Annotated in this window: 24 protein-coding genes; 11 read left to right on the top strand and 13 right to left on the bottom strand. The window is 65.1% G+C overall.

What is annotated here, in order from left to right; all coding sequences use genetic code 11:
• The 7 genes from EN857_RS36150 to EN857_RS12010 form a co-directional block, all read right to left on the bottom strand.
• On the bottom strand, positions 1–1,368 hold the full coding sequence (locus EN857_RS36150) for a xanthine dehydrogenase family protein molybdopterin-binding subunit (protein WP_127390976.1): 1,368 nt from the start codon (positions 1,366–1,368) through the stop codon (positions 1–3).
• A 13-nt stretch (positions 1,369–1,381) separates the two neighbouring features.
• Positions 1,382–1,864, bottom strand: coding sequence for a (2Fe-2S)-binding protein (locus EN857_RS11985; protein ID WP_135858667.1), 483 nt, complete (start codon positions 1,862–1,864; stop codon positions 1,382–1,384).
• 114 nt (positions 1,865–1,978) lie between these two features.
• Complete coding sequence (locus EN857_RS11990; protein WP_128346635.1) at positions 1,979–2,773, bottom strand: FAD binding domain-containing protein; 795 nt, start codon at positions 2,771–2,773, stop codon at positions 1,979–1,981.
• Between the two features lie 15 nt (positions 2,774–2,788).
• Positions 2,789–3,232: an SRPBCC family protein gene (locus tag EN857_RS11995; protein WP_127286803.1), complete on the bottom strand. Its 444-nt coding sequence runs from the start codon at positions 3,230–3,232 to the stop codon at positions 2,789–2,791.
• A gap of 124 nt (positions 3,233–3,356) precedes the next feature.
• The gene (locus tag EN857_RS12000; RefSeq protein ID WP_127286804.1) at positions 3,357–4,184 is read right to left on the bottom strand and encodes an AraC family transcriptional regulator; all 828 of its coding nucleotides are present in this window, start codon (positions 4,182–4,184) and stop codon (positions 3,357–3,359) included.
• Between the two features lie 161 nt (positions 4,185–4,345).
• Positions 4,346–5,344, bottom strand: a complete 999-nt coding sequence (locus tag EN857_RS12005) for an ABC transporter permease (protein ID WP_127286805.1) — start codon at positions 5,342–5,344, stop codon at positions 4,346–4,348.
• 55 nt (positions 5,345–5,399) lie between these two features.
• Entirely contained in the window at positions 5,400–6,143 is a 744-nt protein-coding gene (locus EN857_RS12010; RefSeq protein ID WP_127390979.1) for an ATP-binding cassette domain-containing protein, read from the bottom strand.
• A 448-nt stretch (positions 6,144–6,591) separates the two neighbouring features.
• Between EN857_RS12010 and EN857_RS12015 the strand changes: the two genes are divergently transcribed.
• Together EN857_RS12015 and EN857_RS12020 are read left to right on the top strand one after the other, a co-directional pair.
• The gene (locus EN857_RS12015; protein ID WP_126059019.1) at positions 6,592–7,581 is read left to right on the top strand and encodes a sugar-binding protein; all 990 of its coding nucleotides are present in this window, start codon (positions 6,592–6,594) and stop codon (positions 7,579–7,581) included.
• 208 nt (positions 7,582–7,789) lie between these two features.
• The gene (locus EN857_RS12020; protein WP_128347023.1) at positions 7,790–8,569 is read left to right on the top strand and encodes a FadR/GntR family transcriptional regulator; all 780 of its coding nucleotides are present in this window, start codon (positions 7,790–7,792) and stop codon (positions 8,567–8,569) included.
• 117 nt (positions 8,570–8,686) lie between these two features.
• On the opposite strand, the gene EN857_RS12025 is transcribed toward EN857_RS12020, so the two are convergent.
• Positions 8,687–9,625 carry an NAD(P)-dependent oxidoreductase gene (locus EN857_RS12025; RefSeq protein ID WP_127310860.1) on the bottom strand — a complete coding sequence of 313 codons (939 nt, stop codon included), beginning with the start codon at positions 9,623–9,625 and terminating at the stop codon, positions 8,687–8,689.
• Between the two features lie 118 nt (positions 9,626–9,743).
• Between EN857_RS12025 and EN857_RS12030 the strand changes: the two genes are divergently transcribed.
• Both EN857_RS12030 and EN857_RS12035 read left to right on the top strand, forming a co-directional pair.
• Positions 9,744–10,640: an NAD(P)-dependent oxidoreductase gene (locus EN857_RS12030; protein ID WP_127394020.1), complete on the top strand. Its 897-nt coding sequence runs from the start codon at positions 9,744–9,746 to the stop codon at positions 10,638–10,640.
• Positions 10,641–10,742: 102 nt separating this feature from the next.
• A complete protein-coding gene (locus tag EN857_RS12035; protein ID WP_126059023.1) occupies positions 10,743–11,519 on the top strand; it encodes a FadR/GntR family transcriptional regulator in 777 nt (258 codons plus the stop codon).
• 20 nt (positions 11,520–11,539) lie between these two features.
• Here the strand turns inward: EN857_RS12035 and EN857_RS12040 are convergent, their stop codons facing one another.
• Positions 11,540–11,827 (bottom strand): DUF3175 domain-containing protein, encoded by a 288-nt coding sequence (locus tag EN857_RS12040; RefSeq protein WP_127285462.1) that lies wholly within the window; start codon positions 11,825–11,827, stop codon positions 11,540–11,542.
• A 170-nt stretch (positions 11,828–11,997) separates the two neighbouring features.
• Here EN857_RS12040 and EN857_RS12045 point away from each other — a divergent pair, with 170 nt between their 5' ends.
• The 7 genes from EN857_RS12045 (at position 11,998) to EN857_RS12075 (ending at position 20,010) form a co-directional block, all read left to right on the top strand.
• Complete coding sequence (locus EN857_RS12045) at positions 11,998–13,230, top strand: MFS transporter (protein ID WP_127392708.1); 1,233 nt, start codon at positions 11,998–12,000, stop codon at positions 13,228–13,230.
• Between the two features lie 149 nt (positions 13,231–13,379).
• A complete protein-coding gene (locus EN857_RS12050; protein WP_127392707.1) occupies positions 13,380–14,408 on the top strand; it encodes a LacI family DNA-binding transcriptional regulator in 1,029 nt (342 codons plus the stop codon).
• A 305-nt stretch (positions 14,409–14,713) separates the two neighbouring features.
• Positions 14,714–15,838: a sugar ABC transporter substrate-binding protein gene (locus EN857_RS12055; protein ID WP_127285459.1), complete on the top strand. Its 1,125-nt coding sequence runs from the start codon at positions 14,714–14,716 to the stop codon at positions 15,836–15,838.
• Between the two features lie 81 nt (positions 15,839–15,919).
• Positions 15,920–17,464: a sugar ABC transporter ATP-binding protein gene (locus EN857_RS12060; protein WP_127285458.1), complete on the top strand. Its 1,545-nt coding sequence runs from the start codon at positions 15,920–15,922 to the stop codon at positions 17,462–17,464.
• 13 nt (positions 17,465–17,477) lie between these two features.
• A complete protein-coding gene (locus EN857_RS12065; protein WP_127285457.1) occupies positions 17,478–18,458 on the top strand; it encodes an ABC transporter permease in 981 nt (326 codons plus the stop codon).
• Positions 18,455–19,444, top strand: coding sequence for an ABC transporter permease (locus EN857_RS12070; RefSeq protein WP_127285456.1), 990 nt, complete (start codon positions 18,455–18,457; stop codon positions 19,442–19,444). Before EN857_RS12065 ends, EN857_RS12070 begins: the two co-directional genes overlap by 4 nt.
• Positions 19,445–19,521: 77 nt before the next feature.
• On the top strand, positions 19,522–20,010 hold the full coding sequence (locus tag EN857_RS12075) for a gluconokinase (RefSeq protein ID WP_127392709.1): 489 nt from the start codon (positions 19,522–19,524) through the stop codon (positions 20,008–20,010).
• On the opposite strand, the gene EN857_RS12080 is transcribed toward EN857_RS12075, so the two are convergent.
• The 4 genes from EN857_RS12080 to EN857_RS12095 all read right to left on the bottom strand — a co-directional run bounded on the left by EN857_RS12080 (position 20,005) and on the right by EN857_RS12095 (position 24,285).
• Entirely contained in the window at positions 20,005–21,153 is a 1,149-nt protein-coding gene (locus EN857_RS12080; RefSeq protein ID WP_127392706.1) for a hypothetical protein, read from the bottom strand. The two genes, EN857_RS12075 and EN857_RS12080, sit on opposite strands and share 6 nt — an antisense overlap.
• A gap of 224 nt (positions 21,154–21,377) precedes the next feature.
• Positions 21,378–21,827 (bottom strand): Rrf2 family transcriptional regulator, encoded by a 450-nt coding sequence (locus tag EN857_RS12085; RefSeq protein ID WP_013530871.1) that lies wholly within the window; start codon positions 21,825–21,827, stop codon positions 21,378–21,380.
• A 263-nt stretch (positions 21,828–22,090) separates the two neighbouring features.
• Positions 22,091–23,077 (bottom strand): sulfate ABC transporter substrate-binding protein, encoded by a 987-nt coding sequence (locus EN857_RS12090; protein ID WP_135858669.1) that lies wholly within the window; start codon positions 23,075–23,077, stop codon positions 22,091–22,093.
• A 149-nt stretch (positions 23,078–23,226) separates the two neighbouring features.
• A complete protein-coding gene (locus EN857_RS12095; RefSeq protein ID WP_128346254.1) occupies positions 23,227–24,285 on the bottom strand; it encodes a sulfate/molybdate ABC transporter ATP-binding protein in 1,059 nt (352 codons plus the stop codon).
• Position 24,286 lies beyond the last annotated feature (1 nt).

Here is a 24,286-nt window from a genome sequence, read left to right on the forward strand (position 1 = left end):
TCAGCCTCCCTTCCTGTAGGACGACATCGCCATGAATTTCTCCGCCACAGGCCAGTTGGCGGCGCGCGAGGCTTCCTGCATGCACTCGATCAGCGCCGCGCCCTCGGTCGGCTGGCGATGCGCCTTCATGTCGCCGTCGCGGTAGGCGTTGATGAAGCGGAACTCGAGCGGGTCCATGCCGATCAGCCGCGCCAGCTTGTCCATCTGCACCTCCAGCGCGAAGTCGCCGATGGTGACGCCGAAGCCGCGCATGGCGGAGGAGGGGGTGCGGTTGGTGTAGACGCAATAGGTGTCGATCCAAACATTTGGGATCGTGTAGGGCCCTGGATAGTGCGCCGCACCCTTCTGCGCGCCATAGGGCGAATGGCGCGAATAGGCGCCGGCGTCGGTGTAGCCGGTCACCTTGCGGGCGACGATGCGGCCGTCGTTCATGACGCCGTCCTTGATCACCACCTTTTCGGCCGCGCGGGGCGACGAAATCTGCATCTCCTCCTCGCGGCTGTAGATGAAACAGACCGGTCGCCCGGTTAATTTTGCGCCGAGGATGGCGATCGGCTCGACGATGACGTCGACCTTGCCGCCGAAACCGCCGCCGACGGTGCCGCCGACGAAATGCAGCTTCGAGCCCGGCATCTGCAGGATGATCGAGGCGTTGTCGAGGGTGAAGAACATCGCCTGCGTGTTGGTGTAGCAGGTGAAGCGGTCGTTGCCCTCGGGTGCTACCACACAGCCGGTCGTCTCGGTCGGCGCATGCTCGATCGGCGAGGACTGGTAGGTTTGCTCGAGGATGTGGTCGGCCTCGGCAAAGCCCGCCTCGACATCGCCGAAGCGGACCTTGCGGCACTCGCCGCTGTCATACAGGTAGTGGTTCTGGCCGTGGTATTCGTTGACGAGCGGCGCGCCGGGCTTCAGCGCTTCCTCCATGTCGAAGACGGCGGGCAGCACCTCGTAGTCGACCTTGACCTTGGCCGCTGCCTCCTGCGCCGCGCGCTCGGTCTCGGCCAGCACCGCCACCACCGCCTCGCCCTTCCAGCGCACCTTGCCGTCGGCGAGCACTGTTTCGTCCTCCGGCCCGATCTGGATCAGGATCAGGATGGTGTAGACATTGTGCGGCACGTCCTTGGCCGTCAGCACCTTCACCACGCCGGGGTGCTTCTCGGCTTCCGAGGTGTCGATCGCGCGGATGCGGGCGTGATGGTGCGGGCTGCGCACCATCTTCAAATGCAACATGCCCGGAAAATTGCGGTCGGCGAAATAGGCGGTCTTGCCGGTGACATGGCCGGGCGAATCGAGCCGCGGCCTCGGCTGTCCGATCTCGTTGAGGCCGTCCTTGCGCTGATCGGCGAAATAGCTCTTGCGCAGTTCCATTCTCTTGGTCCCCTCAGGCCACGTTCTGCGAATTGGAACGCGGGGCACTCAGCACCGCCTGGATGATCGGCTCATAGCCGGTGCAGCGGCAGATGTTGCCGGACAGCGCCTCGACCACCTCTTCGCGGCTGGGACTGGGCGTGCGGTCGAGCAACACCTTGGCGGCCATGATCATGCCCGGCGTGCAGAAGCCGCATTGGGTGGCGAAGGCATCGAGGAAGGCGCGCTGCAGCGGATGCAGCACGCCGCCCTCGGCGAGACCTGCCGTGGTCCTGATGACGGCGCCGTTGCAGGTCTCGGCCAGCGTCAGGCAGGAGAGCCTCAGCTCACCGTCGACGATGACCGAGCAGGCGCCGCAGGTGCCCTGGTGGCAGCCGCCTTTCGGCGAGGTGTCGCCGATCTTGTCGCGGAGCGCGTGGAGCAGCGTCGTGCCGCTGTCGATGAACTCGGCTTTTTCCGAGCCATTGAGCGTGAACTGGACCGGGACCTTCGCCATGTCTTTCCTCCCAGCGCGCCTGCCCGGATATCCGGACAGACGCGCGCCCCCGACGTGTGAGACTTCCTGCCTGTCGCAATTCCAAAGCCGCTACGCGCTTTTGGGCGACAGGCATCATGCGAGCAGCAGCCGGCCGAGATGAACCGGCAGCACTTCGGCGCGATACCAGGCGCTGGCGACCGGATCGGTGATCGGCGCTATGCCCTCGTTTGCCACGGCCAGCGCCGGCGCGATCTCCCCGCGCGTCAGCCGGCAGCCGAGCAGCGCCTTCTCGGCCGCCCGGGCGCGCATCGGCCGGTCGGCCATGCAGCCAAGCCCAATGCGCGCGGAAGTGATCGTGCCGTCGTCCGCCCGTTCCAGCAACGCGGCGATGCTGAGCACCGAAATGCCCTTGGGCTTGATCCGCGACACTTTGAGAAAGCGGAAGCTCTCCTGGCGGGGCAAGGCGAAGGTGACGGAGGTGACGATGGAACGGCTGGCGTCGCGTCCGGCCAGGAAGGTCTCGATCGGCACTTCGCCATCCTCGGCGGCGACGCTCGCGTCCAGCGCAAGCAGCGCGACGGCGAAGTCGCCGTAGGGCGCAGGCGCGAAGAGATTGCCGCCGACGCTTGCCATGTTGCGGATCGCCGGGCCGCCGACGGCGCGCGCGGCGGGCGCAAGCCATGCGAGCTCCGGGTGGCGGGCGATCGCAGCCATGGTGACGGAGGCGCCGAGGCGAACCTTGCCGCCGGAAACGGTGATCGCCGACAGTGACGGTTCGGTGGCGCGGACGAGGCTGGAGACAGAGACATCGCCTTGATTGGCGGCGCGCACGACCAACGTGCCGCCGCCGAGATAGCGCGTGCCGGCGGCCTGCAGTGCCGCGTTCGCGTCCTTCACCGTCGGGAATGTCTGGAGGGCAAGCGCCATGGCACGCTCCTTGGCTCAGCTTTGGCCGGCGAAATGGCTCTTCAGCGCGTTGAAGCCGCCCTGGAAGACATTGGCGCCCATGCCTTCGGCGAGCTTGTCGGCTTCCTCGGGAGCGGCGTCGAAGCTCGCGCTCCATTCGGCAAAGGTGCGGTCGCCGTCGGTGACACGCCGCAACTGCAGCGTCGCCTTGTGATTGGTGATCGGCTGCGGGGTCTCGAGGATGGAGTAGCTGACCAGAAACTTCTCGTCGGAGAAGTCGAGCAGCTTTTCGCGCAGGCGGGCGCCGCTGACGAGCTGGAAGTTGCGCACGCAGCCAACCGTGCTTGCGTCCTTGCCGTCCTCGATATGGCTTTCGACCATGCGCGGGTGCCAGCCCGGCAGGCCGTTGAAGTCGCGTATCCGCGCCCAGACCTGTTCGACCGGCGCGTCGATGACGCTGGAGATGGTGACTTTCGCCATGGAGCCGTTCCCTTGCGGATGCGTATGGCGGGAAGGGTAGGGCGCACAGGCAGTCGGCGCTTATCAATGCGTCTTGAGTGCCTATCAATCAGTCTGAAAATAGAGCCGCTGCAGCCAGGGCCGCTCAAGCCATCGCTCGCGCGGCCTCGCGATAGAGCGTCGGCGGCACGCCGACATGGTCGCGGAAGAAGCGCGAGAAATTGCCCTGGGTGGTGAAGCCGAGATTGCAGGCGACCGAGATCAGCGGTTCCTGCGACCATTGCAGCTGGCGCACGGCTTCCTCCATCCGCAGCGTGTTCCAATAGACGTTCGGCGTCAGATTGGTCTGCTCCTTGAACAGGGCGAAGAAATGCGGCCTCGACAGGCCGACGCTGCGGGCCACGTCGTCGAAGGAGATGCGTTCGCAGACATTGGCCTTCATCAGCTGGATCGCCTTGCGGACGCGGAAATCCTGCATGGTGTTGACGCGGCCGCGCGCCACATGCGGCGCCGAGGCGTCGGCGGCGTCGAGCACGCTGTCGATGAAGCGCTCGATCTCGTAATTGGCGATGTCGTCGATGCTCTCATTGTCGCTGAGATGATCGAGCAGGTGCGCCGCCGCCTGGTGCAGCCACGGCTCCAGCGTGATCGCCGCCTGCGCGAACAGCGGCGCCGACGAGGGCAGGTCACGGCGCCGGCGAGCCCAGTCGGGATCGATGTAAAAGGCGAGGAACAGGCCCGGCCTGCCATCGTGCGACAAGGCATGGCTGTGCGGCTGGAAGGAGTTGATGCCGGCGGCGGTGTCTGGTCCGAGCCGCACCGTCTCGCGGCCGATGGTCATCTCGCCGGCCGTGCCGTCCAGCCAGATGATCAGATGCGCCTCGACATGGGCATGGGTGACGAAGTCGTTGGCGACATTCAGGACAGAAACATGTCCGAACCGGCCCCAGTAGAGCCTGATCGCTTCCGTCATGGGTATATCCTCCCGCGGGCGACTGGCCTCCCTTCGCCCGCCCAGCGATTGTGCGGCGGGCGTCGGGCGCTCGTCAAGGCGCGTGCGCCAGGCCTCACAGGCGCCTTGCGCCGCACGGGCGGATTTTCAGACTGAGCGATAGGAGCCGGATCCGGTCCGGCCTAGTCGCTGCGCCGGAAGTTGCGGATACGGTCGAACAGCACTGCGAGCAGGATGGCGCCGCCGATGAAGGTGCCTTGCCAGAAGGCGTTGATGCCGAGCAGGCCGAGGCTGTTGCGGATCACCTCGATCAGCGCCGCACCGACAATGGCGCCGAAGGCGGTGCCGACGCCGCCCGCGAGGTTGGCGCCGCCGATGACGGTGGCGGCAATCACCTGCAATTCCATGCCGGTGCCGATGTTGGTGGTGACGGCGCCCAGCCAGCCGGTCTCGATGATGCCGGCAATGCCGGCGGAGAGCGCCGAGATCATGTAGACCGCGACCTTGATCTGCTTGACGGGAACACCGGTCAGCGTCGCCGCGTGCTCGTTGCCGCCGATGGCGAAGATGTGCCGGCCGAACTTGGTCCAGCGCAGCGTGAAGCCGGTGATCAGCGCCAGAAGGATCATGTAGAGCACCGGATTGGCGATGCCGAACACCCAGGCGCCGCCGCCCAGCGCCAGCAGCTTGTCGTGGTCCGGACCGAACTGGAAGACGACCGTGTTGTTGGAGGCGACCATGGCGAGGCTGCGCGCGATGGACAGCATGCCGAGCGTCACCACGAATGGCGGAAAGCCGAGATACGCGATCAGAATGCCGTTGAAAGCGCCGATGACGAGCGCTGTCAGGATGGTGGCGAGGATGCCGACTTCGATGCCGTAGCCGGCATGCATTGTGACGGCCAGCACCATCGAGCACAGGCAAAGCACCGAGCCGACCGACAGGTCGATGCCGCCGGTGATGATGACGAAGGTCATGCCGAGCGCGACGATGGCGACGAAGGTGATGTTGCGGGTGATGTTGTAGAGGTTCTTCTGCGTGGCGAAGGCGTCGGTGGCGAAGGACAGGAACAGGCAGGCGAGGATCACCGCGATCACCACCCAAAAAGTCTGGCTGCCAAGCAGCCGCGACATGAAGGTGTGCTGCTTCTGCGCGATCGTCTGGTCAAGGGTGACAGCCATTATCGACCTTTCCTGCCGGGCCGCGCCAGCACCGTAAATTCCAGGGTTGCCGTGCTCATGCGACCTGCTCGATGGCGCCGGTGATCAGACCGGTTACCTCCTCGGGCGAGCTGGACGCGATGGTCTTGTCGGCCACTTTCCTGCCGCGCCGCATGACGATGACGCGGTCGGCGACGTCGAAGACATCGGGCATGCGGTGGCTGATCAGCACCACCGCGATGCCCTGGTCGCGCAAATGGCGGATCAGGTTCAGGACTTCGGCGACCTGGCGCACGGAGATCGCCGCGGTCGGCTCGTCCATCAGCACGATCTTGGCCTGCGACAGCATGGTGCGGGCGATCGCCACCGCCTGGCGCTGGCCGCCCGACATCTGCTTGACGAGATCGCGCGGGCGGGTCTCGGACTTCAGTTCGGCGAAGAGCTGGCCGGCGCGCTTGTACATGGCGGCATAGTCGAGGATGCGGAACGGACCGACGCCCCTGCGCAGCTCACGGCCGAGATAGACATTGGCAGCGGCGGTCAGGTTGTTGCACAGCGCCAGGTCCTGATGGACGATCTCGATGCCGTGCTGGCGGGCCTCCGCCGGCTTGTGCAGGACAAGCTCCCTGCCGTCCAGCTGCATGTTGCCATGGCTCGGGCGGAAATTGCCGGCGATCATCTTGACCAGCGTCGACTTGCCGGCGCCGTTGTCGCCCATCAGGCCGACGACCTGGCCGGGCTCGATCGACAATGACACGTCGTTGACCGCCTGGATGGCGCCGAAATGCTTCGAGATGTTGGTGAGTTCGAGAACCGCCACCAGCCTAATGCCTCCCTGTTGCGGCCTGCGGTTCTGCCGCGGCCCCGCTCTCCCCGGCTCCCCCCGGGAACGGCGATTTGGCGCATTTACGCAAATGCTCATGCAGGCGTCAATCAATTGTCGGACGAATTGAAGGAATGTTTTTGCAAAAATCCGTTTTGTAGGACAAATAGCAATTGACGTTGGCCGCAAGCCGATATTACCTAAGCATCGGAGGAAGATTATGCCGATCTTTCGACCCGGCTGGGCGGGCGGAATCGGCGGGCGCGATACCGGTCCGGGACTTGGCGGCAGTTCTCGTCAGCGCGGTTCGGCATTGCATCTGGAAATGCTTATCGACCTGGACTGGCGGGGCACGAGCGCTCGTGAAACGATGCTCTGTTTTCGCGCACCGGGTTGATCTGCGTGGCGGGCACGCCGTGCCCGTCTGTTTCAAGGGAGGACTGATATGAGGAAATCACTTTTGCTCGCCGCTGCCGCCGTCATGGCGTTGGGCGCCGGGCCGGCACTGGCCAAGAAACAGCTCGTCATTGTGGTGAAGGGGCTCGACAACCCATTCTTCGAAGCCATCCACCAGGGCTGCGAGAAGTGGAACAAGGAAAACGCCAGCTCAGAATATGAATGCTTCTACACCGGCCCGGCATCGACTTCGGACGAGGCCGGCGAGGCCCAGATCGTGCAGGACATGCTGAGCAAGCCCGACACGGTGGCGATGGCGATTTCGCCTTCGAATGCGCCGCTGATCGCGCAGACGATCAAGACCGCCAATCCCTCGATCCCGATCATGACGGTCGATGCCGACCTTGCCAAGGAAGATGCGGGCCTTCGCAAGACCTATCTCGGCACCGACAACTATCTGATGGGCAAGAAGATCGGTGAATACATCAAGAAGGCCAAGCCCAATGGCGGCAAGATCTGCACCATCGAGGGCAATCCGGCGGCCGACAACATCCTGCGCCGCGCGCAAGGCATGCGCGACGCGCTGTCGGGCAAGGACGGTCTCGCCGCGCTTGCCGGCGAAGGCGGCTGGACGGAAGTCGCCGGCTGCCCGGTGTTCACCAATGACGACGGCGCCAAGGGCGTGCAGGCGATGACCGACATCCTCGCCGCAAATCCCGACCTCGACGCCTTCGGCATCATGGGCGGCTGGCCGCTGTTCGGCGCGCCGCAGCCCTACCGCGACCTGTTCAAGCCGATGGCCGACAAGATCGCCAGCAACGCCTTCGTCATCGGCGCCGCCGACACGATCGGCGACGAGGTGGCGATCGCCAGGGATGGTCTGGTGACCGCGCTGGTCGGCCAGCGGCCGTTCGAAATGGGCTACAAGGCGCCGTCGGTGATGATCGACCTCATCGAAGGCAAGAAGGTCGACGATCCGGTCTTCACCGGCCTCGACGAATGCACCAAGGATACGGTCGACACCTGCATCCAGAAGTAGTCCGCGATAGCGGGGCGTCCTTTCGAGGACGCCCCGTCACTTCCCTCAGGGACAAGGACAGGCAGCATTGTCGGGGCGGCAGGCTCCGGCTTTGACGCGCCCATGCGTCTTGCTTTCGACGAGACATTGGTTTTTCGACGAAGACATCGGCGGGTGCGGACAATCCCGGACAGTTTCCCAACGACAGCGCGCCGACGCCGGAACGCCGATGCCGGACGACAGATCAAGAAAGCGCGCCGCCAGTACCGGGACGATAGCCGGCCCTGCCGTTACCGCTCGACGGCCAGAGATGGCCTGGACCCCGGGGTCCAGCGTGCATGCCTCGCTGGCCAGCGAGATCGGCCTCAGGATCGTGCGCGGCGACTATCCGCCCGGCACCATCCTGCCCAACGAAGCCAAATGGTCGGAGACCTTCAACGTCAGCCGCTCGGCGGTGCGCGAAGCGATCAAGATGCTGATGGCGAAGAGCCTTTTGGCGTCGCGCCCCAAGATCGGCAGCTGGGTCGAACCGAAAGAGCGCTGGAACCTGCTCGATCGCGATGTGCTAGCCTGGTATGCGACGGCGCCGGATCGCGAGCTGTTCCTGAAGACGGTGCAGGAGTTCCGCCACATCATCGAACCGGAAGCCAGCGCCTTCGCCGCCATGCGCAGGAGCGAGGAGCAGATGGCGGAGATCAGCCAGGCCTGCCGCGAGATGGGGGCCGCCACCAACCTGCAGGAGCGCACGCGCGCCGACACGCGCTTCCACCTCGCCATCCTGCGCGCCTCCGGCAACGAGCTTCTGGTGCCGCTCGGCGTGCTGATCGAATCGGCGCTCGACCATCTGTTCGTCTTCGTCACGCGCGAGCACAGCGACCAGCGGCGGGCGCAGTCGCTGCACGAGGCGATCGAGAAGAGCATCCGCCTCAAACGCCCGGCCGCCGCCAGGAACGCCGTGCACAGGCTGCTCGCCAACACCGACGAGGTCATCCAGCGGTCGCGGCGGTGACGCGACGTCCGTCTTCCATGGCCCGAAGCCGTTCAGCTGCAGAATCAGCGTCCCGCTCTAAGCATTTGTTTTACCGCGGCCGGACGGACGACCGGTACCGCTTTTCCTGGGTCGCGCTCAGATCTTTTGCTTCACGCCATCCTTCGACGGCATCAGGTCGACGCCGTTGACCTTGCCGATATGGGTCGCCAGCATCGGCACGAACTGCTCGGCCGGGCCGGCGGCATAGGCGCCGGCGAAGGAGTTTTTGGTGGCGTTGCCGAGGGGATTGGCGATGCCGGCGGCGCCCGCCATGGACTCCAGATAGGTGAGGTCCTTGAAAGCGTTGGCGATGGAGAATTTATGCGCGTCGCGGTCGCCCTCCAGCGTCCAGCGCATGAAGGTCTGATAGAAGGGGCAGTCCATGCGGCCGTTGCGGATGACGCTGTCGAAGCGCGACGGCGAGATGCCGACCTTCTCGGCCAGCGCCAGTGCCTCGGAATAGATCGCGGCGTAGCCCAGCGAGATGAAATTGTTGAGCAATTTCATGCGGTGGCCGTCGCCGGTGTCGCCGATATGGACGATACGGCCGGCCCAGGTCTCGATCACCGGCTTCACCCTGTTGAAAACCGGGTCGGGCGCGCCGACCATGGCATCCAGCGTGCCTTCCCAGGCCTCCTTCGGCGTGCGGCTGAGCGGCGCGTCGACATAGTCGACGCCAAGCGCCTTGAGTTCGGCCGCCAGCGCCACCGTCGAGACCGGGTCGGAGGTCGAGCAATCGACGACCACGGCGCCTTGCTTCAGGCCTTCCTTCAGGCCGCCGGGGCCGCGAATGATGGCTTCGACCTCGCGCGAGCCGGTGACGCAGATGAAGACGATGTCGGATGATGTCGCCACCTCGCGTGACGTCGCCGCTTCGGTGGCGCCGCGGCCAGCCAGGTCCTCCGCCGGTTTGCGGTTCTTGCGACCGAGAAAGGTCAACGGATAGCCCTTGTCGACGATGTTCTTGGCGATGCCGTGCCCCATGAGGCCCAGGCCGATGAAGCCGATTTTTTCGCGCGCAGCGGTGGTGGTCATGTCGTTCCGTCCTGTCTGGGGATTATCGATAATTTCGCCGTTGTTCTTGCCGCATATGGTTGCGGAATGCAATATTGTCTGACAATACACGGCAATATCGAGCGATGTGGAGAGCGAAATGACGAAGCGGATCATGTTCACCGGCGGCAGCGGCAAGGCAGGGCGGCACGTCGTGCAGTATCTGGTCGATCATGACTGCCAGGTGCTCAACATCGACACCAAGCCGCTCGACAATCCGAAAGTGCGCACGTTGATCACCGACATCACCGACAGCGGCCAGGTGTTCAATGCGCTGTCGAGCTATATGGGCCTGCACGAGTTCGATCCGTCGCTGCGTCCGCAGCCGGTCGACGCCGTTGTGCATTTCGCCGCCATCCCGCGCATCATGATCACGCCCGACAACGAGGTGTTCCGTATCAACGCGATGGGCACCTACAATGTCATCGAGGCGGCGGTGAAACTCGGCATCCGCAAGGTGGTGGTTGCGTCCAGCGAGACGACCTACGGCCTGGTCTTCGCCAACGAGCCGCGCGATCCCAAATATTTCCCGCTCGACGAGGAGTACGACGTCGATCCAATGGACAGCTACGCGCTGTCCAAGATCGTCAACGAAAAGACGGCGCGCGCCTTCGCGCAGCGCAACGGCACCGACATCTACGCCTTGCGCATCGGCAACGTCATCGAGCCGCATGAGTATTCGCTGTTCCCGAAATGGTTCGCCGATCCGGGCTTCCGCAAGCGGATCGCCTGGAGCTATGTCGACGCCCGCGACCTTGGCCAGATCACGCTCCGCGCCATCGAGAAGGACGGGCTCGGCTATCAGGTGTTCAACGCCGCCAACGACGACACCTCGTCCGACCTGCCGACAGCGGAACTCCTGAAGCGGTTCTATCCGAACGTGCCGGTCAAGGCGGAGCTCGGCGAATACGAGACGCTGCTCTCCAACCGCAAGGCGCGCGACCTGCTCGGCTTCCGTCCGGAGCACAGCTGGCGCAAATACGTCAAAACGGCCTGATGGGGCGCAAAGCCGTGGCTGATCTGTGCACAGCCGCCGGCTTTGCGCTCCATCAGCCTTGCCGTGCTTGACAGGGTCCGAAATCCGGACTTTCTGGGGCAGATGCGGAACGGGAAGCCGAACAAGGAAAAATCACCGGAGCAGGCGGCGTCCGCCGAGCGCCAGGCCGCCATTCGCCGAGCCGATGCGCCGCGCATTCCGGGATCGAGCGTGCATGCTTCGCTGGCCAGCGAGATCGGCCTTCGGATTGTGCGCGGCGACTATCCGCCGGGCACCATCCTGCCCAACGAGGCCAAATGGTCGGAGACCTTCGACGTCAGCCGTTCGGCCGTGCGCGAGGCGATCAAGATGCTGATGGCCAAGAGCCTTTTGGCATCGCGCCCGAAGATCGGCAGCTGGGTGGAGCCGAAAGAGCGCTGGAACCTGCTCGACCGCGACGTGCTTGCCTGGTACGCGACCTCGCCCGACCGCGAGGTCTTCCTGAAGACGGTGCAGGAATTCCGCCATATCATCGAGCCGGAGGCGACGGCTTTCGCCGCGATGCGGCGTACCGAAGAACAGATGGCCGAGATCAGCCAGGCCTGCCGCGAGATGGGCGAGGCGCCGACGCTGCAGGAGCGGACGCGCGCCGACACGCGCTTCCACCTCGCCATTCTCAGGGCATCGGGCAACGACTTGCTGGTGCCGCTCGGCGTGCTGATCGAATCCGCGTTCGACCATCTGTTCAGCTACACGACGCGAGAGGTCGACGACCTGCAGCATGCGCAGAAGCTGCATGAGGCGATCGAGAAGAACATCCGGCTGCAGCGGCCGGACGCGGCGCGCGCCGCGGTGCGCAAGCTGCTCGCCAACACCGACGACGTCATCAAATCGAGATAGACGACGCGACCCGAGCGAAATCAATCGTCTTGCTCGCGGCCGAAAGCGGCGCGCAGCTCGTCCTTGGCCTTCTCCAGCACTCGCTTGCGTTCCGCCGGCAGGTTGCTGCCGGCACGGTTGATGTAGAAGTTCAGCATCGACATGGCGGACTGGAACGGCTCGGCCTTGCGCCGGTCGCTGTGCTCGGCCGATCGCTTGAGCGAGGCGGCGATCTTCCTGGCATCGTCGGATTCGAAGACATGCTCCTCGAGATCCATCGCGTTGCTGTGCCCGGTCACTTCGGCCGACCATTTTCGTTTCGCGGTCATGGCAGCACTCCTTTCATAACGGAAACTCAACGCGGAGATGTCTGTTCCCGCCGGATCCTTGCTTCTGGAGCGACGGATTTGCCTGTCGTGGCGCTGCTCGATGCCCGCCGATGCGCCGAATAGTGGAGCCGAACCGCTCGATCCAAAGAACACCGCGGACAGGAAACGCCTTGGCCACCACCTTCTCCAGCAGCGCCCAGAGCCCAGGCATCGACAGCGCCTATGCCTGGATCCGGCTCGCCATCTCGGTGGTTCTGGCGACGATCGGCGGTGTCGGCATGTGGGCGGTGGTCGTGGTGCTGCCGGCGGTGCAGGCGGAGTTCGGCGTCGATCGCGCCGCGGCCTCGATGCCTTATACCGCGACCATGGTCGGCTTTGCCGCCGGCAATGTGCTGGTCGGCCGCGCCATCGACCGGGTGGGCTACTGGATTCCGGCGCTGGTTTCCGCGACGGCGCTCGGCGCCGGTTTCCTGCTCGCCTCGCTCACCAGTTCGATCCTCGGCTTCACCCTGGTCCAGGGACTTCTGATCGGCGTCGGGACGTCGGCAATCTTCGGCCCGCTGATCGCCGACATCTCGCATTGGTTCAACCGGCGCCGCGGCGTCGCGGTGACGGTGGCGGCATCGGGCAATTACCTCGCCGGGGCGGTCTGGCCCTTCGTCATGCCGACGATCATGAGGGCGGAAGGCTGGCGCTTCACCTATGCGGCGATCGGCGTCGTCTGCCTGCTCACAATGGTGCCGCTGGTGCTGATGCTGCGGCGCGGCGCTCCGCACGAAGCGATGGCCGGCACTGCCGGCGGCCGTCCGGTGCGGCCGATCTCGCTTTCGCCGTCGGCGCTGCAGCTTCTGCTGGTCGTCGCCGGCTTCGGCTGCTGCATGGCGATGTCGATGCCGCAGGTGCACATCGTCGCCTACTGCATGGACCTCGGTTACGGCATGGCGCATGGCGCCGACATGCTGTCGATCATGCTGGCGGCGGGCGTCGCCAGCCGCATCGGCTCGGGCTTCCTTGCCGATCGCATCGGCGCGGTGAGGACGCTGCTGATCGGCTCGGTGCTGCAATGCCTGTCGCTGCTGTTCTACATCCCCTTCGACGGGCTTGCCTCGCTCTATGTCGTGTCGCTGGTCTTCGGCCTGTCGCAAGGCGGCATCGTGCCCTGCTATGCGATCATCATACGCGACTACATGCCGGCAAGGGAGGCCGGCCAGCGCGTCGGCATCGTCATGATGGCGACCATCTTCGGCATGGCGGTCGGCGGCTGGATGTCGGGCTGGATCTATGACCTCACCGGCTCCTATGCCGCCGCCTTCCTCAACGGCATCGCCTGGAACCTGGTGAATCTGGCGGCCATCCTCCTGCTGATGTGGAAGGCGCGGCGCAGCGCCATGGCGATGGCCTGACGGCGGGCCGCGAGGTCCCGCCTGCTTGACAAGGGCGGCATGCTGCGCGACGCCAGAATGGCGCGGCGAGGGATTGGCATGGCGATACCGACAAAGACCATCGTTTCGCGGCCCAGCCTGGATGATGGCGGGGCATCGAGGGCAGGGCGGTGATCAAGCCGCGCTCGCGCCGCGGCGGCGGCCGCCCGACCATCGCCGACGTGGCGCGCAAGGCCGGCGTCGGCGCGATCACCGTATCGCGGGCGCTGCGCGAACCGGGGCGGGTTTCGGAAGAGCTGCGCCGCCAAATCCAGGCCGCCGTCGACGAGCTCGGCTACGTTCCCGATCCGAACGCAAGGGCGCTGGCCTCGGCCCGCGCCGAGGTGTTCGGCGTACTGGTGCCGTCGCTCACCAACAACGTCTTCGCCGAGGTCGTGCGCGGCATCTATGACAGCCTGTCGGACAGTCCCTTCCGGATCCAGCTCGGCAACACCCATTATTCCGGCCTCGAAGAGGAGCGCCTCCTGCAGGTGTTCGCGCCGCAACGTCCGGCGGCTTTGATCGTGGCCGGCATTGACCAGACGCCAACCTCGCGCCGCCTGCTGGAGACGGCCGGCTGCCCGGTGGTTCAGGTCATGGAGACCGGTCCCGATCCGGTCGACATGCTGGTCGGGTTTTCGCATTTCGACGGCGGCCGGGCGGCGACCGAGCACCTGATCGAGGCGGGCTACCGGCGGGTCGGCTTCATCGGCGCCCGCATGGACCCGCGCTCGCAGCGGCGCCTGGCCGGCTATCGCGCCGCCATGGAAGCGGCGGGCCTGTTCGACCCGCGGCTGGTGACCACCACGCCACTGCTGTCCAGCGTGACGCTCGGTCGAGAGCTTCTTCGCGATGCGTTGGCCAAGATGCCGTCGCTCGACGCGGTTTTCTGCAACAACGACGATATCGCGCTTGGCGTCCTGTTCGAATGCCATCGCGCTGCTATCGAAGTTCCCAAGACCATCGGCATCGTCGGCTTCAACGATCTCGACATGATGCAGGCGGCATTTCCGTCGGTCACCAGCATCCGCACCCATCGCTATGAAATCGGCCGCCAGGCAGTCGCCATGGCGCTGGCGGCGATCGCGGGGGAGAGGCCGCGACAGCGCGTTGTCGACCTCGGTTTCGAGCTGATGAGGCGCGAGAGCACAGCACGTTGAAACACGCAGAAGCGACTGTGCAAATGCCGGTTTACACTGCGTCATGGTAGCGCTACCAGTTGTTTCGCGCGAAAATTCAAAGCAAGACCAGGGTCTGTTTATTATATATAAGCGACAGCTCATGCTTGTTTATTATATATAATATGCTAGCTTTGTTTTCTCCTTGAGGGAGATGGAGGAGGGGCATCGGGTGGCAAGCCGCCACCCTGAAAGGCGTCATGGGCAAGGCTGGAGGGCCTTCCCAGATGTGGATAGGCGCCAGAACCACGCAGCATCAAGCAGAACTGCAACCGGGAGGAATATCAATGATCAAGTCACTTGTTGGTGGCATCGTTGCCGCCACTGCATTCGTCATGCTGAGCTCATCGGCGATCGCCGAGCCGGAAGTCGTCAAGGGGCCGGCAGCCGAGCCGGATTGCTTCGCGCCGTGGGCGGCCGACACCCAGTTCTTCAAATTCCCCAAGAAGGATGGCCCGTACCGCATCGCGCTCGCCAACGGCTATATCGCCAACACCTGGCGCATCCAAATGATCCAGACGGCCAAGGCCTATGCCGCGCAGAAGGACGTCGCGGCAAAGCTGAAGGAATTCAAGGTCGTATCGACCGGCGAGGATGTCCCGGCGCAGATTTCGGCGATCAACAACTTCATCGATTCCGGCTTTGACGCGATCGTCGTCAATGCCCAGAACCCGACAGCCTTCGGGCCGGTGATCAAGCGCGCCAAGGAAGCCGGCGTCGTCCTTGTCGCCTTCGACAACATCCTCGACACCAAGGATGCCATCAACGTCAATGTCGACCAGAAGGGCCTCGGGGAACTGTGGGCCAAGTGGCTGATCAGCCATATACCCGATGGCGGCAAGATCCTGGAAGTACGCGGTGTTGCCGGCACCTCGGTCGACACCGATCGCCACAATGGCATCCATGAGGTCCTGGACGCTTCGGGCAAGAAGTGGGACGTCACCGAAGTCGCCGGCAAATGGGATGATCCGACAGCGCAGAAGGTCACCGCCGACGCCATCGCCACCAACGGTCCGTTCGTCGGCATCACCGGCCAGGGCGGCGACACCGGCATCGTACAGGCGATGATCGATGCAAAGCATGCTTTCGTGCCGTTCGGCGGCGAGACCGAAAATGGCTTCCGCAAGTTCTGCGCGGCGCACGCCGCCGATGGCCTGAAGTGCTCGTCGGCCGGCACCGGCCCCGCCCAGGTGGCGGTCGCCATCAAGACGGCGATCTCCGCGCTCGAGGGCAACGTCGTGCCGCAATCGGTGAAACTGCCGCTGGCGATCGTCGAGGATCCGAATTTCAAGGAAGGCCAGGATTACTTCCCCGATCAGTCCGACAATTTCTTCGTCGGCAATTCCTTCCCGACCTGCGGGATCAATTTCACCGCGCAGGAAATCATGGGCCAGACCAAGGAAAACAAGTAGTCTGACCGGCCGGAGCGGCGGGCATCTCCCGCGGCTCCGGCTGCTTGCCACCTATCGACAGCAAATTGCCTCGGAGGGCTGATGGACGGCGCGGTTCCGCTCTTTAGCATGCAAGGCATATCCAAACGCTATGGCGGCGTGCGGGCCCTGGAAAAGGCGGAGCTGTCCGTCACGGCGGGTAGCATCCATGCCATTCTCGGCGAAAACGGCGCCGGCAAGTCGACATTGATCAAGGTGATGGCCGGCGTCGTGGCGCCCGATGAGGGCCGCATGCTACTCGATGGAAGCGAGGTGAGTTTCGCCTCGCCGGCGGCGGCCAACCGGGCGGGCATCGTCTGCATTTTCCAGGAGCTGTCGCTGATCCCCGAGCTCAGCGTGGCCGACAACATCGTCATTTCCGATCCGCCGAAGCGTTTCGGCCTGATCGACCGAAAGGCGCAGCGCCGTATCGCCGAAGAGGCGCTCGCCCGCGCCGGTGCTTCCGACATCCACCCGCTGGCGCTGGTCAAGGACCTTCCACTTTCAAGAAGGCAGATGGTCGAGATCGCCAAGGCGCTGGCCCGCAAGCCGCGCATCCTGATCCTCGACGAGGCCACCTCGGCGCTGACCGCGACCGACGTCGCCAAGATCTTCGGCGTGCTGAAGCGGCTGCGGGAAGAGGGGCTGGCGCTGCTCTACATCTCGCACCGGATGAACGAGATCGCCGAGCTTGCCGACCAGTGCACCGTCTTCCGCAACGGCCGCAATGTCGCCAGCTACGCTGCCGGCTCGAAGAGCGACAGCGAGGTCGTCGAACTGATGATCGGACGCGAATACAGCCACATATTCCCGCCGAAGCCGGCCCGGCACGGTGCCGCCGTCCCGGTGCTGGAGGCGCGCAACCTGTGCTGGACCGACCGGCTGGACAATGTCTCGCTCACCGTCGGGGCGGGCGAGGTCGTCGGCCTCGGCGGCCTCGACGGCCAGGGCCAGCGGGAGTTGCTGCTTGCCTTCTTCGGCGTGCTGCGCGGCCTTGCCGGCGAGATACTGGTCGATGGCAAGGCGGTTTCCATCGCCAGTCCCTCAGCCGCGCGCGACGGCCGCATCGGCATGGCGCTCATCCCCGAGGACCGCAAGACCGAGGGGCTCATGCTGCCTATGACGGTGCGCGAGAACCTTTCCTTCGCGGCGCTCGACCGGCTGTCGAAGGCCGGCGTCATCGACCGCGCGACCGAGCAGCGGCTGATCGACGACATGGTGGAGCTGCTTGCCATTAAGACCGCCGGCCTCGACATTCCGGTCGGCGCGCTGTCGGGCGGCAACCAGCAGAAGGTCGTCATCGCCAAATGGCTGATGCGGCAGCCGCGCATCGTCTTGCTCAACGACCCGACACGCGGCATCGATGTCGGCACCAAGCAGGAACTCTACCAACTGATGCGCAAGCTCGCCGACGCCGGGGCCGCGATCCTGTTCTATTCGACCGACTATGACGAACTGATCGGCTGCTGCGACCGGGTACTGGTGCTCTATGACGGTGCGGTCAAGCGCGAGCTGGTCGGTGCCGAGATCACCGAGCATGCGCTGATCGCCAGCGCGCTCAATATCCACGGCGAGGGCGCCGGTCCGCTGCAGGGAGAGGGCGCATGAAGAGGATCGTAGCGTGAAGGATTGGCGTTACTGGCTGGCCGAGCAACGCGGAACGTTGCTCGCACTCGGTATCTTCGTCGCCATGTTCGCGATCTACAGCGCGAACCATCCGGCCGGCTTTACCGCCAATGTCGTGCAGACGGCCGCCAACAAAGGCGTGCTGCTTGCCTTCGTCGCCATGGCGCAGACTCTGGTGGTGATCACCGCCGGCATCGACCTTTCGGTCGGCATGATCTTCACGCTGACCAATTGCCTGGCTTCCTGGCTGGTGATCGGCACCGGGCTCGAGACCGCTTTCGGCGTCATCGCCGTGCTCGGCACCGGGCTCGTCTGCGGCGCCATCAACGGCGCCATCGTCATCTATGGACGGCTGCAGCCGATCGTCGCCACCATCGCCACCGGTGCCGTCTATTTCGGCCTCGCGCTGCTGCTGCGGCCGTTTCCCGGCGGTTCGGTCAATGAAGATCTTGCCGACGCCCTCACCGGGCGGCTGTTCGGCCTGGTCCCGGCGAGCCTGGTCGCGCTGGCAGTCGTTGTGCTGATCGTGTGGGTGCCGTTCAGCCGCTCGGAGCTTGGCCGCGCGGCCTACGCCGCCGGCTCCTCGGAGACCGCCGCCTATATGTCGGGCGTGCCGATCCGGCGCGGAAAATTTGTCGCCTACACGCTTGCCGGGCTGCTGGCCGCGATCGGCGGGCTGTTCCTGACCTTCTTCACCTATACGGGCGACGCCGCCTATGCCAGCGGCAACGCCTACACGCTGTTTTCGATCGCCGCCGTAGTGCTCGGCGGCGTCTCGCTGTTCGGCGGCAAGGGCAGCGCGCTCGGCGCGATCTTCGGCGCGCTCGCCTTCCGCACCATCGGCGACCTGCTCTTCGTCTTCGACCTCGACCCGCTCTGGCAGCCGCTGTTCCAGGGCGTTATCCTGCTGATCGCGGTCAGCCTCGGCGCCTTCGCCCTGTTCAGGGTCCGCAACCGGCTGGAGTGGTTCCTGTGAGCGATACGACCCTCATCGGCGGCATTGCCGGGCGCATGCCGAAATTCCTTCGCCGCGCCGATCCGGCCGTCGTCACCGCCTTCGCCTGCATCGTGCTGCTGCTGCTTGTCGGCAGCCTCTATTCGCGCAGCTTCCTGTCGCCGGAATATCTGCTGCAGCAGCTCAAGGTGGCATCGTTCCTCGGCGTCATCGCCACCGGCATGATGCTGGTCATCCTGCTCGGCCAGATCGACCTGTCGGTGCCATGGTCGGTGGCGGTCGGCGCCATGATGGCGTGCGCGGCCGCGGCTTACGGGCCGCTCGGGTCGGTGCTCGCCATCCCGTTCGGCATTGTCTGCGGCATCGCGATCGGCGTCGTCAACGGCATCGGCGTCGCGTATCTGCGTATCCCCTCGATGATCATCACGCTGGCCACCAATGCCGTCGCGCAAGGGCTGATGGTGGTCTACACGGGAGGCTTCTCACCGCAGGATTCGGCAACGCCGGCGATGCGCTATCTGGCGACCGGCTTTGCCATTCCGGCGGTGCCCAACGCCGTCATCATCTGGGCGCTGATCGGCGCGGCCATGGTCTTCCTGCTGACCCGCACCGGCTTCGGCCGCGCCGTCTACGGCATCGGCAACCGGGAGCGCGCCGCCTATCTTTCGGGCATCGACACACGCCGCGTGGTGATGGTCGCCTTCGCGGTTTCGGGCGGGCTCTCGGCCTTTGGCGGCGTGCTTTTGGCCGGTTACGCTTCGAAGGCGGCGCAGTCGATGGGCGATGCCTATCTGTTGCCGTCGATCGCTGCTGTTGTGCTCGGCGGCACCTCGATCCTTGGGGGACGCGGTTCCTATCTGGGCACCGTCGCAGGCGTCATCCTGATCACGCTTCTGCAGTCCATCCTCTCGGTCATGCAGATGCCGGAGGCGGGGCGGCAGATCGTCTACGGCGTGGTCATTGTGGTCATGCTTCTGCTCTACGGCCGGGCGCCGGCGAGCCGCTGACCGTGACCGAAAAAGCTGGACCGCTGCCGAGCGAGGCACGGACGAGCGACGCCCAACCGCCACTGGCCATAGTGGCGATGGGGGTGGCCGGCTGTGGCAAGTCCGCGGTCGGCGAGGCGCTGGCGGCGGCGCTGGGTGCGGCATTCGTCGAGGGCGACAGGCTGCATCCGCCCGAGAACGTGGCGCGCATGGCAAGCGGTGAGCCGCTCACCGACGAATTGCGCGCCGGCTGGCTGGATGCGATCGGGGGGCGCATCGCGGCCGCGATCGCCGACGGGCAGAGCGTGATCGCCGCCTGCTCGGCGCTGAAGCGCGGCTACCGCGCGCGACTGCGCGGCTTTTGCCCGGAGCTGTGCTTCGTCTATCTGGAAATCGATGCTGAAACCGCCAGGCGCCGTGTCGCCAGCCGCAAGGGGCATTTCATGCCGGCGAGCCTTGTCGACAGCCAGTTCGCCACGCTCGAAGCGCCGACGGCGGATGAACCGGCGTTGACCGTGGACGGCACCGGCCCGATCTCCGACATCGTCGCCGGCGTGCTTGACGAATTCAGGACAAAGACCTCATGAGGATATGTCGGCGCCCGCGTCCGTCGTGTCGCCCGACCGCTCGGTGAACCTCTGGGCGCCTGCCCATACCATCATCTGTTCCGGGTACAATTTCATCGCCTCCAGGAGGCGATCGCGCTTGAGCAGGATGTAGCGCGCCTGCATTTCGAGGTTCTTCGCCGCCATGTCCCTTGTCGCGGCGGATGCCGGCCTTGCCGGCGGCGCCAGTTCGGGGCTGATGACCGCGCGGTATTCGCGAAAGGGCACGGTCTCGAAGGTCGACATGGCAAACAGCGCCGTTCCGCCTCGCGCGGCGAAGTTTGCCGGAGCCGAGGCCAGCTGGGTCCAGCCACTTTCCCCGATGCCGACTTCTGTGAAGGTGGTGCCGGCGTGGGTCGTGTTGGTCATCAGGACGATGCCGTTTTCCCTCAGCATGCGTTGCATGCGCACCGTCACCTGGTAGGCATCGCCGCGCTCGAAGACGACCCGGCTTTTGAGGTAGCGGTTCTCCACCGCGATCAGCGGCCGGTTGAGGAAACGCAGGCCGAAAACCGAGTCTGAAAAGCCGTGGAAGTTGACGCTGACCTGGTGCGTTTCGAGGCCGGCGGCATGCAGGGCCCGCTTGCCGATGATGGTCTGGGCGGTGAACTGATCGCACCAGATGATGGCGCCGCGGCCGCGCCGCAGCGCATCGCGCAGGCCCTCAAGCCCTTCCAGCCGGATTTCCGGCGACCAGCCGTGGCCGGTGAGGTGCGCGGCAAGCAGCAATTGCCGGCGATGAACAGCGGCGAGCAATTGCCTGAACAGCGCTTGCGCATCGACGTGGTCGCCAAGGACGGTGCGGACCGCTGCGGCGTAGCGTGGAAAATCCTTGCGGAGATGGCGCTTCAGCCGAAGCTTCGAACTCCAGGCGCAGATCGGCGCCCACCAGACGACCGGCAGTGTCGCGGCGACGACGAGAAGGAAAGAAAAGAGCAGGCTTTCGCGAAGATCGCGGTTCGAGAAGCGGCGCAGCCGGCCGGGTCCGACCAGCCTGCGGCTGAAGAAGCGCACCGCTTCGCCACGCTCCGGCACCGGCACGTCGGCGATGATCTCGGTGTGATGGACGGGGGACGATCTCCTGCGGTCGGCCCTGCGGGATTTTCCGAACCACGGCAGCCTCATCGGATCGGTGTCCCGCCTGTTCCTGGTTGCGTCCGAAAGGCCGCTCTACTGCGTCCATGGCCGCTGCGCAATCGGGCACGAGCATTCGAGCGCCCAGGGGACGGGCGCAGGCCTTGATGCGGAGCTTCAGGTCCGGGCTAATAATTTGTTTCCAGGCAATTCCGGACGGAAGGCTACGGCGAAGTCGCCGAGCCTAACCGTTACACGCTTTTCCTGGAATTGCTCTAGATCTGCGACGTCAGCTCGACGGGGAAATCGTCATTGTCGGCGTCGCGCATGGCGGCGAGGCTGCGGTTGTCGAGCACTTCGGCGATCGCCTGGCGCACTTCCAGCATCATGTGCCGGACCTGGCAGGTCGCCTCGTCGCAGTCCTCGCAGCGCTGGTACTGCGTGCGGCTGGCGCAGGGGATCGGCGCCAGCGGCCCGTCGAGGACGCGCACGACATGGCCGATCTTAATCTCGGAGGCCGGGCGGGCAAGGCGATAGCCGCCTTCCTTGCCCTTGCGGCTCTGGACGAAGCCGGCATTGCGCAACTCGCCCAGAATGGCGTCGAGGAATTTCTTCGGAATGTTGTTGGCGACGGCGATGTCGTTGACGAATGCAAGCTGGCCGGCCGGCAGGCCGGAAAGATGCACGAGGGCCTTGAGGCCGTATTTGCCTTTTTTGGTAAGCATGCCCGATTCAGTTCACGAAAAACCCCAATCGCCTGCATCTGGCGGTTGTTTGTGTGCAAATCATGACGTCTCGGATCGCGTATTGCCGTTTCGCGCAAAACAAGCCGCCCGACGGCACGTTAGGCACAAACGCGTTGATTCTTTGTAACGTTTCTCACAGATGAGGTCGGGATTTTGCCAGGCATCGGCCTGCTGGCGCATGAAATAGGAAAGCCGGCGAAGCCGGCTTTCCTGTTCAGGTCGACGCCGAGGCGTTGGAGCCGTCAGCGGCTGCCATAGGCCTGCTCGAGCAGGCCGCCGGCGGCGAAATGCTCGGCCCGCACCTTGGACCAGCCGCCGAAGGCGTCGTCCACCGTCAGCAGGCGGACATCGGGGAACTGGTCCTTGTACTTCGCCGCGACCGCCGCATCGCGGACGCGGTTGCCGTTGCGGGCAAGGATGTCCTGGCCTTCGGGCGTATAGAGGAAGTCGAGGTATGTCTTGGCGAGATCGCGCGTGCCATGCTCGTCGGCAACCTTGCCGACGATGGCGACGGGGAATTCCGCCAGCAGGCTGACCGAGGGCGTGACCTGCTCGAACTTGTCGTTGCCATACTCCTTGCGGATGCCGCGCGTCTCCGATTCGAAGGTGATCAGCACGTCGCCGATCTCGCGCTGCACGAAGGTCGTTGTGGCGGCACGGCCGCCGGTGTCGAAGACCGGCACGTTGTTGAACAGCTTGGTGATGAACTCCTTCACCTTGGCGTCGTCGCCCTTGAAGGCCTCCTTGGCGTAAGCGGTGGCGGCGAGATAGGTGTAGCGCGCGTTGCCCGATGTCTTCGGCTTGGGGAAGATCACCTGCACGTCGTCGCGCACCAGATCGTTCCAGTCCTTGATGTGCTTGGGGTTGCCGGCGCGCACCAGGAAGGACGGCAGCGAATAGAAGGGCGAGGCGTTGTCTGGGAAATCCTTCTGCCAGTCGGCGGAGACGAGCCCCTTCTTGACCAGGAAATCGACATCGATGACCTGGTTCAAGGTGACGACATCGGCGCCGAGCCCTTCGGCGATGGCGCGCGCCTGAGCGGAGGACCCGGCATGCGACTGGTCGATCGTCACGCCCGGATGTTCGGCGACGAAGGCCTTGTTGACTTCGGCGAACAGCTCGCGGCCGACGTCGTAGGACGCGTTCAGCAACCTGTCGGCCGACCAGGCCCCGGAGGATGCGAGGAAGAGGGTGGCCAGTGCCGCCGCGCCAAGCAAAAATCGCTTCATGAAAACCGGCTCCTTGAGAGTTGCAACAAGGGCGCAGGATAATAGCACAAGGCCGGCCAGCGCCAGACATGCGAGCCGGCGCTATCGTGTCGTCGTCGGAAAAGATTCCGCCGAAACAAATGCTTGTTAGGATTTTCTTTCAGGCTGATTCAGCTGGCTTTTCCGGGCTCGGACGCCGGGAAAAGTTTCCAGCGCCGCGGCCTGAACGCCACCCGGCTCTTCTGCGCCGCCGGATGATCGACGGGCAGCTCGACCTCGACCCGCTGGCGCTCGCCGCCGATCTCGAGCTCCACCCGCCTGGTGCCGGCGACGCGGCGGCTCGCGGCGACAGTGCCGGCGATGCAGCCGCTGCAGCCGTCGAGCAGTTCGACGTCATGCGGGCGGAAATACAGCAGCGCGTCGCCAGAGGCCGCATGCGGGGCGGACAGGCCGATCGACCGGTCGGCGATCCAGACCTCGCCGCTCTCGACCTTGACCGGCAGGCAGCTCGATTCGCCGATGAAGCTATAGACGAAGGGCGAGTTCGGGGTGTCGTAGATCTCATCGGCGGAACCGACCTGCTCGATGCGGCCCTGGCTCATCACCACGACGCGGTCGGCGAGCTCCAGCGCCTCTTCCTGGTCGTGGGTGACGAAGACCGTGGTGTGGCCGGTGCGGTCGTGGATCTCGCGCAACCAGCGGCGAAGCTCACGGCGCACCTGGGCGTCGAGCGCGCCGAACGGCTCGTCGAGCAACAGCACCTTGGGTTCGATCGCCATGGCGCGGGCAAGCGCGACGCGCTGGCGCTGGCCGCCCGAGAGCTGCGCCGGGTAGCGCTTCTCCAGGCCCGAGAGCTGGACGAGGTCGAGAAGCTCCGAGGCGCGGCGACGGATCTCCTGCGCCGGCGGGCGTGCCGCGCCGTGCCGGACCTTGAGGCCGAAGCCGATATTGTCGGCGACGGTCATGTGGCGGAACAGCGCGTAGTGCTGGAAGACAAAGCCGACATTGCGATCCTGTATCGACTTCTGCGAGGCGTCCTCGTCGCCGAAGAAGATTGTGCCCTTGGTCGGCCGCTCCAGCCCGGCGATCAGGCGCAGAAGCGTCGTCTTGCCGGAGCCGGACGGGCCCAGCAGCGCGATCAGCTCGCCCGACTTGATGTCGAGCGAGACGTCGTGGAGGGCAGGAAACCGCTCAAACTCCTTGCGCACGTTGGCAACGCGAACTTCCATA

This window comes from Mesorhizobium sp. M4B.F.Ca.ET.214.01.1.1, assembly GCF_004791545.1.
Taxonomy (GTDB): domain Bacteria; phylum Pseudomonadota; class Alphaproteobacteria; order Rhizobiales; family Rhizobiaceae; genus Mesorhizobium; species Mesorhizobium abyssinicae.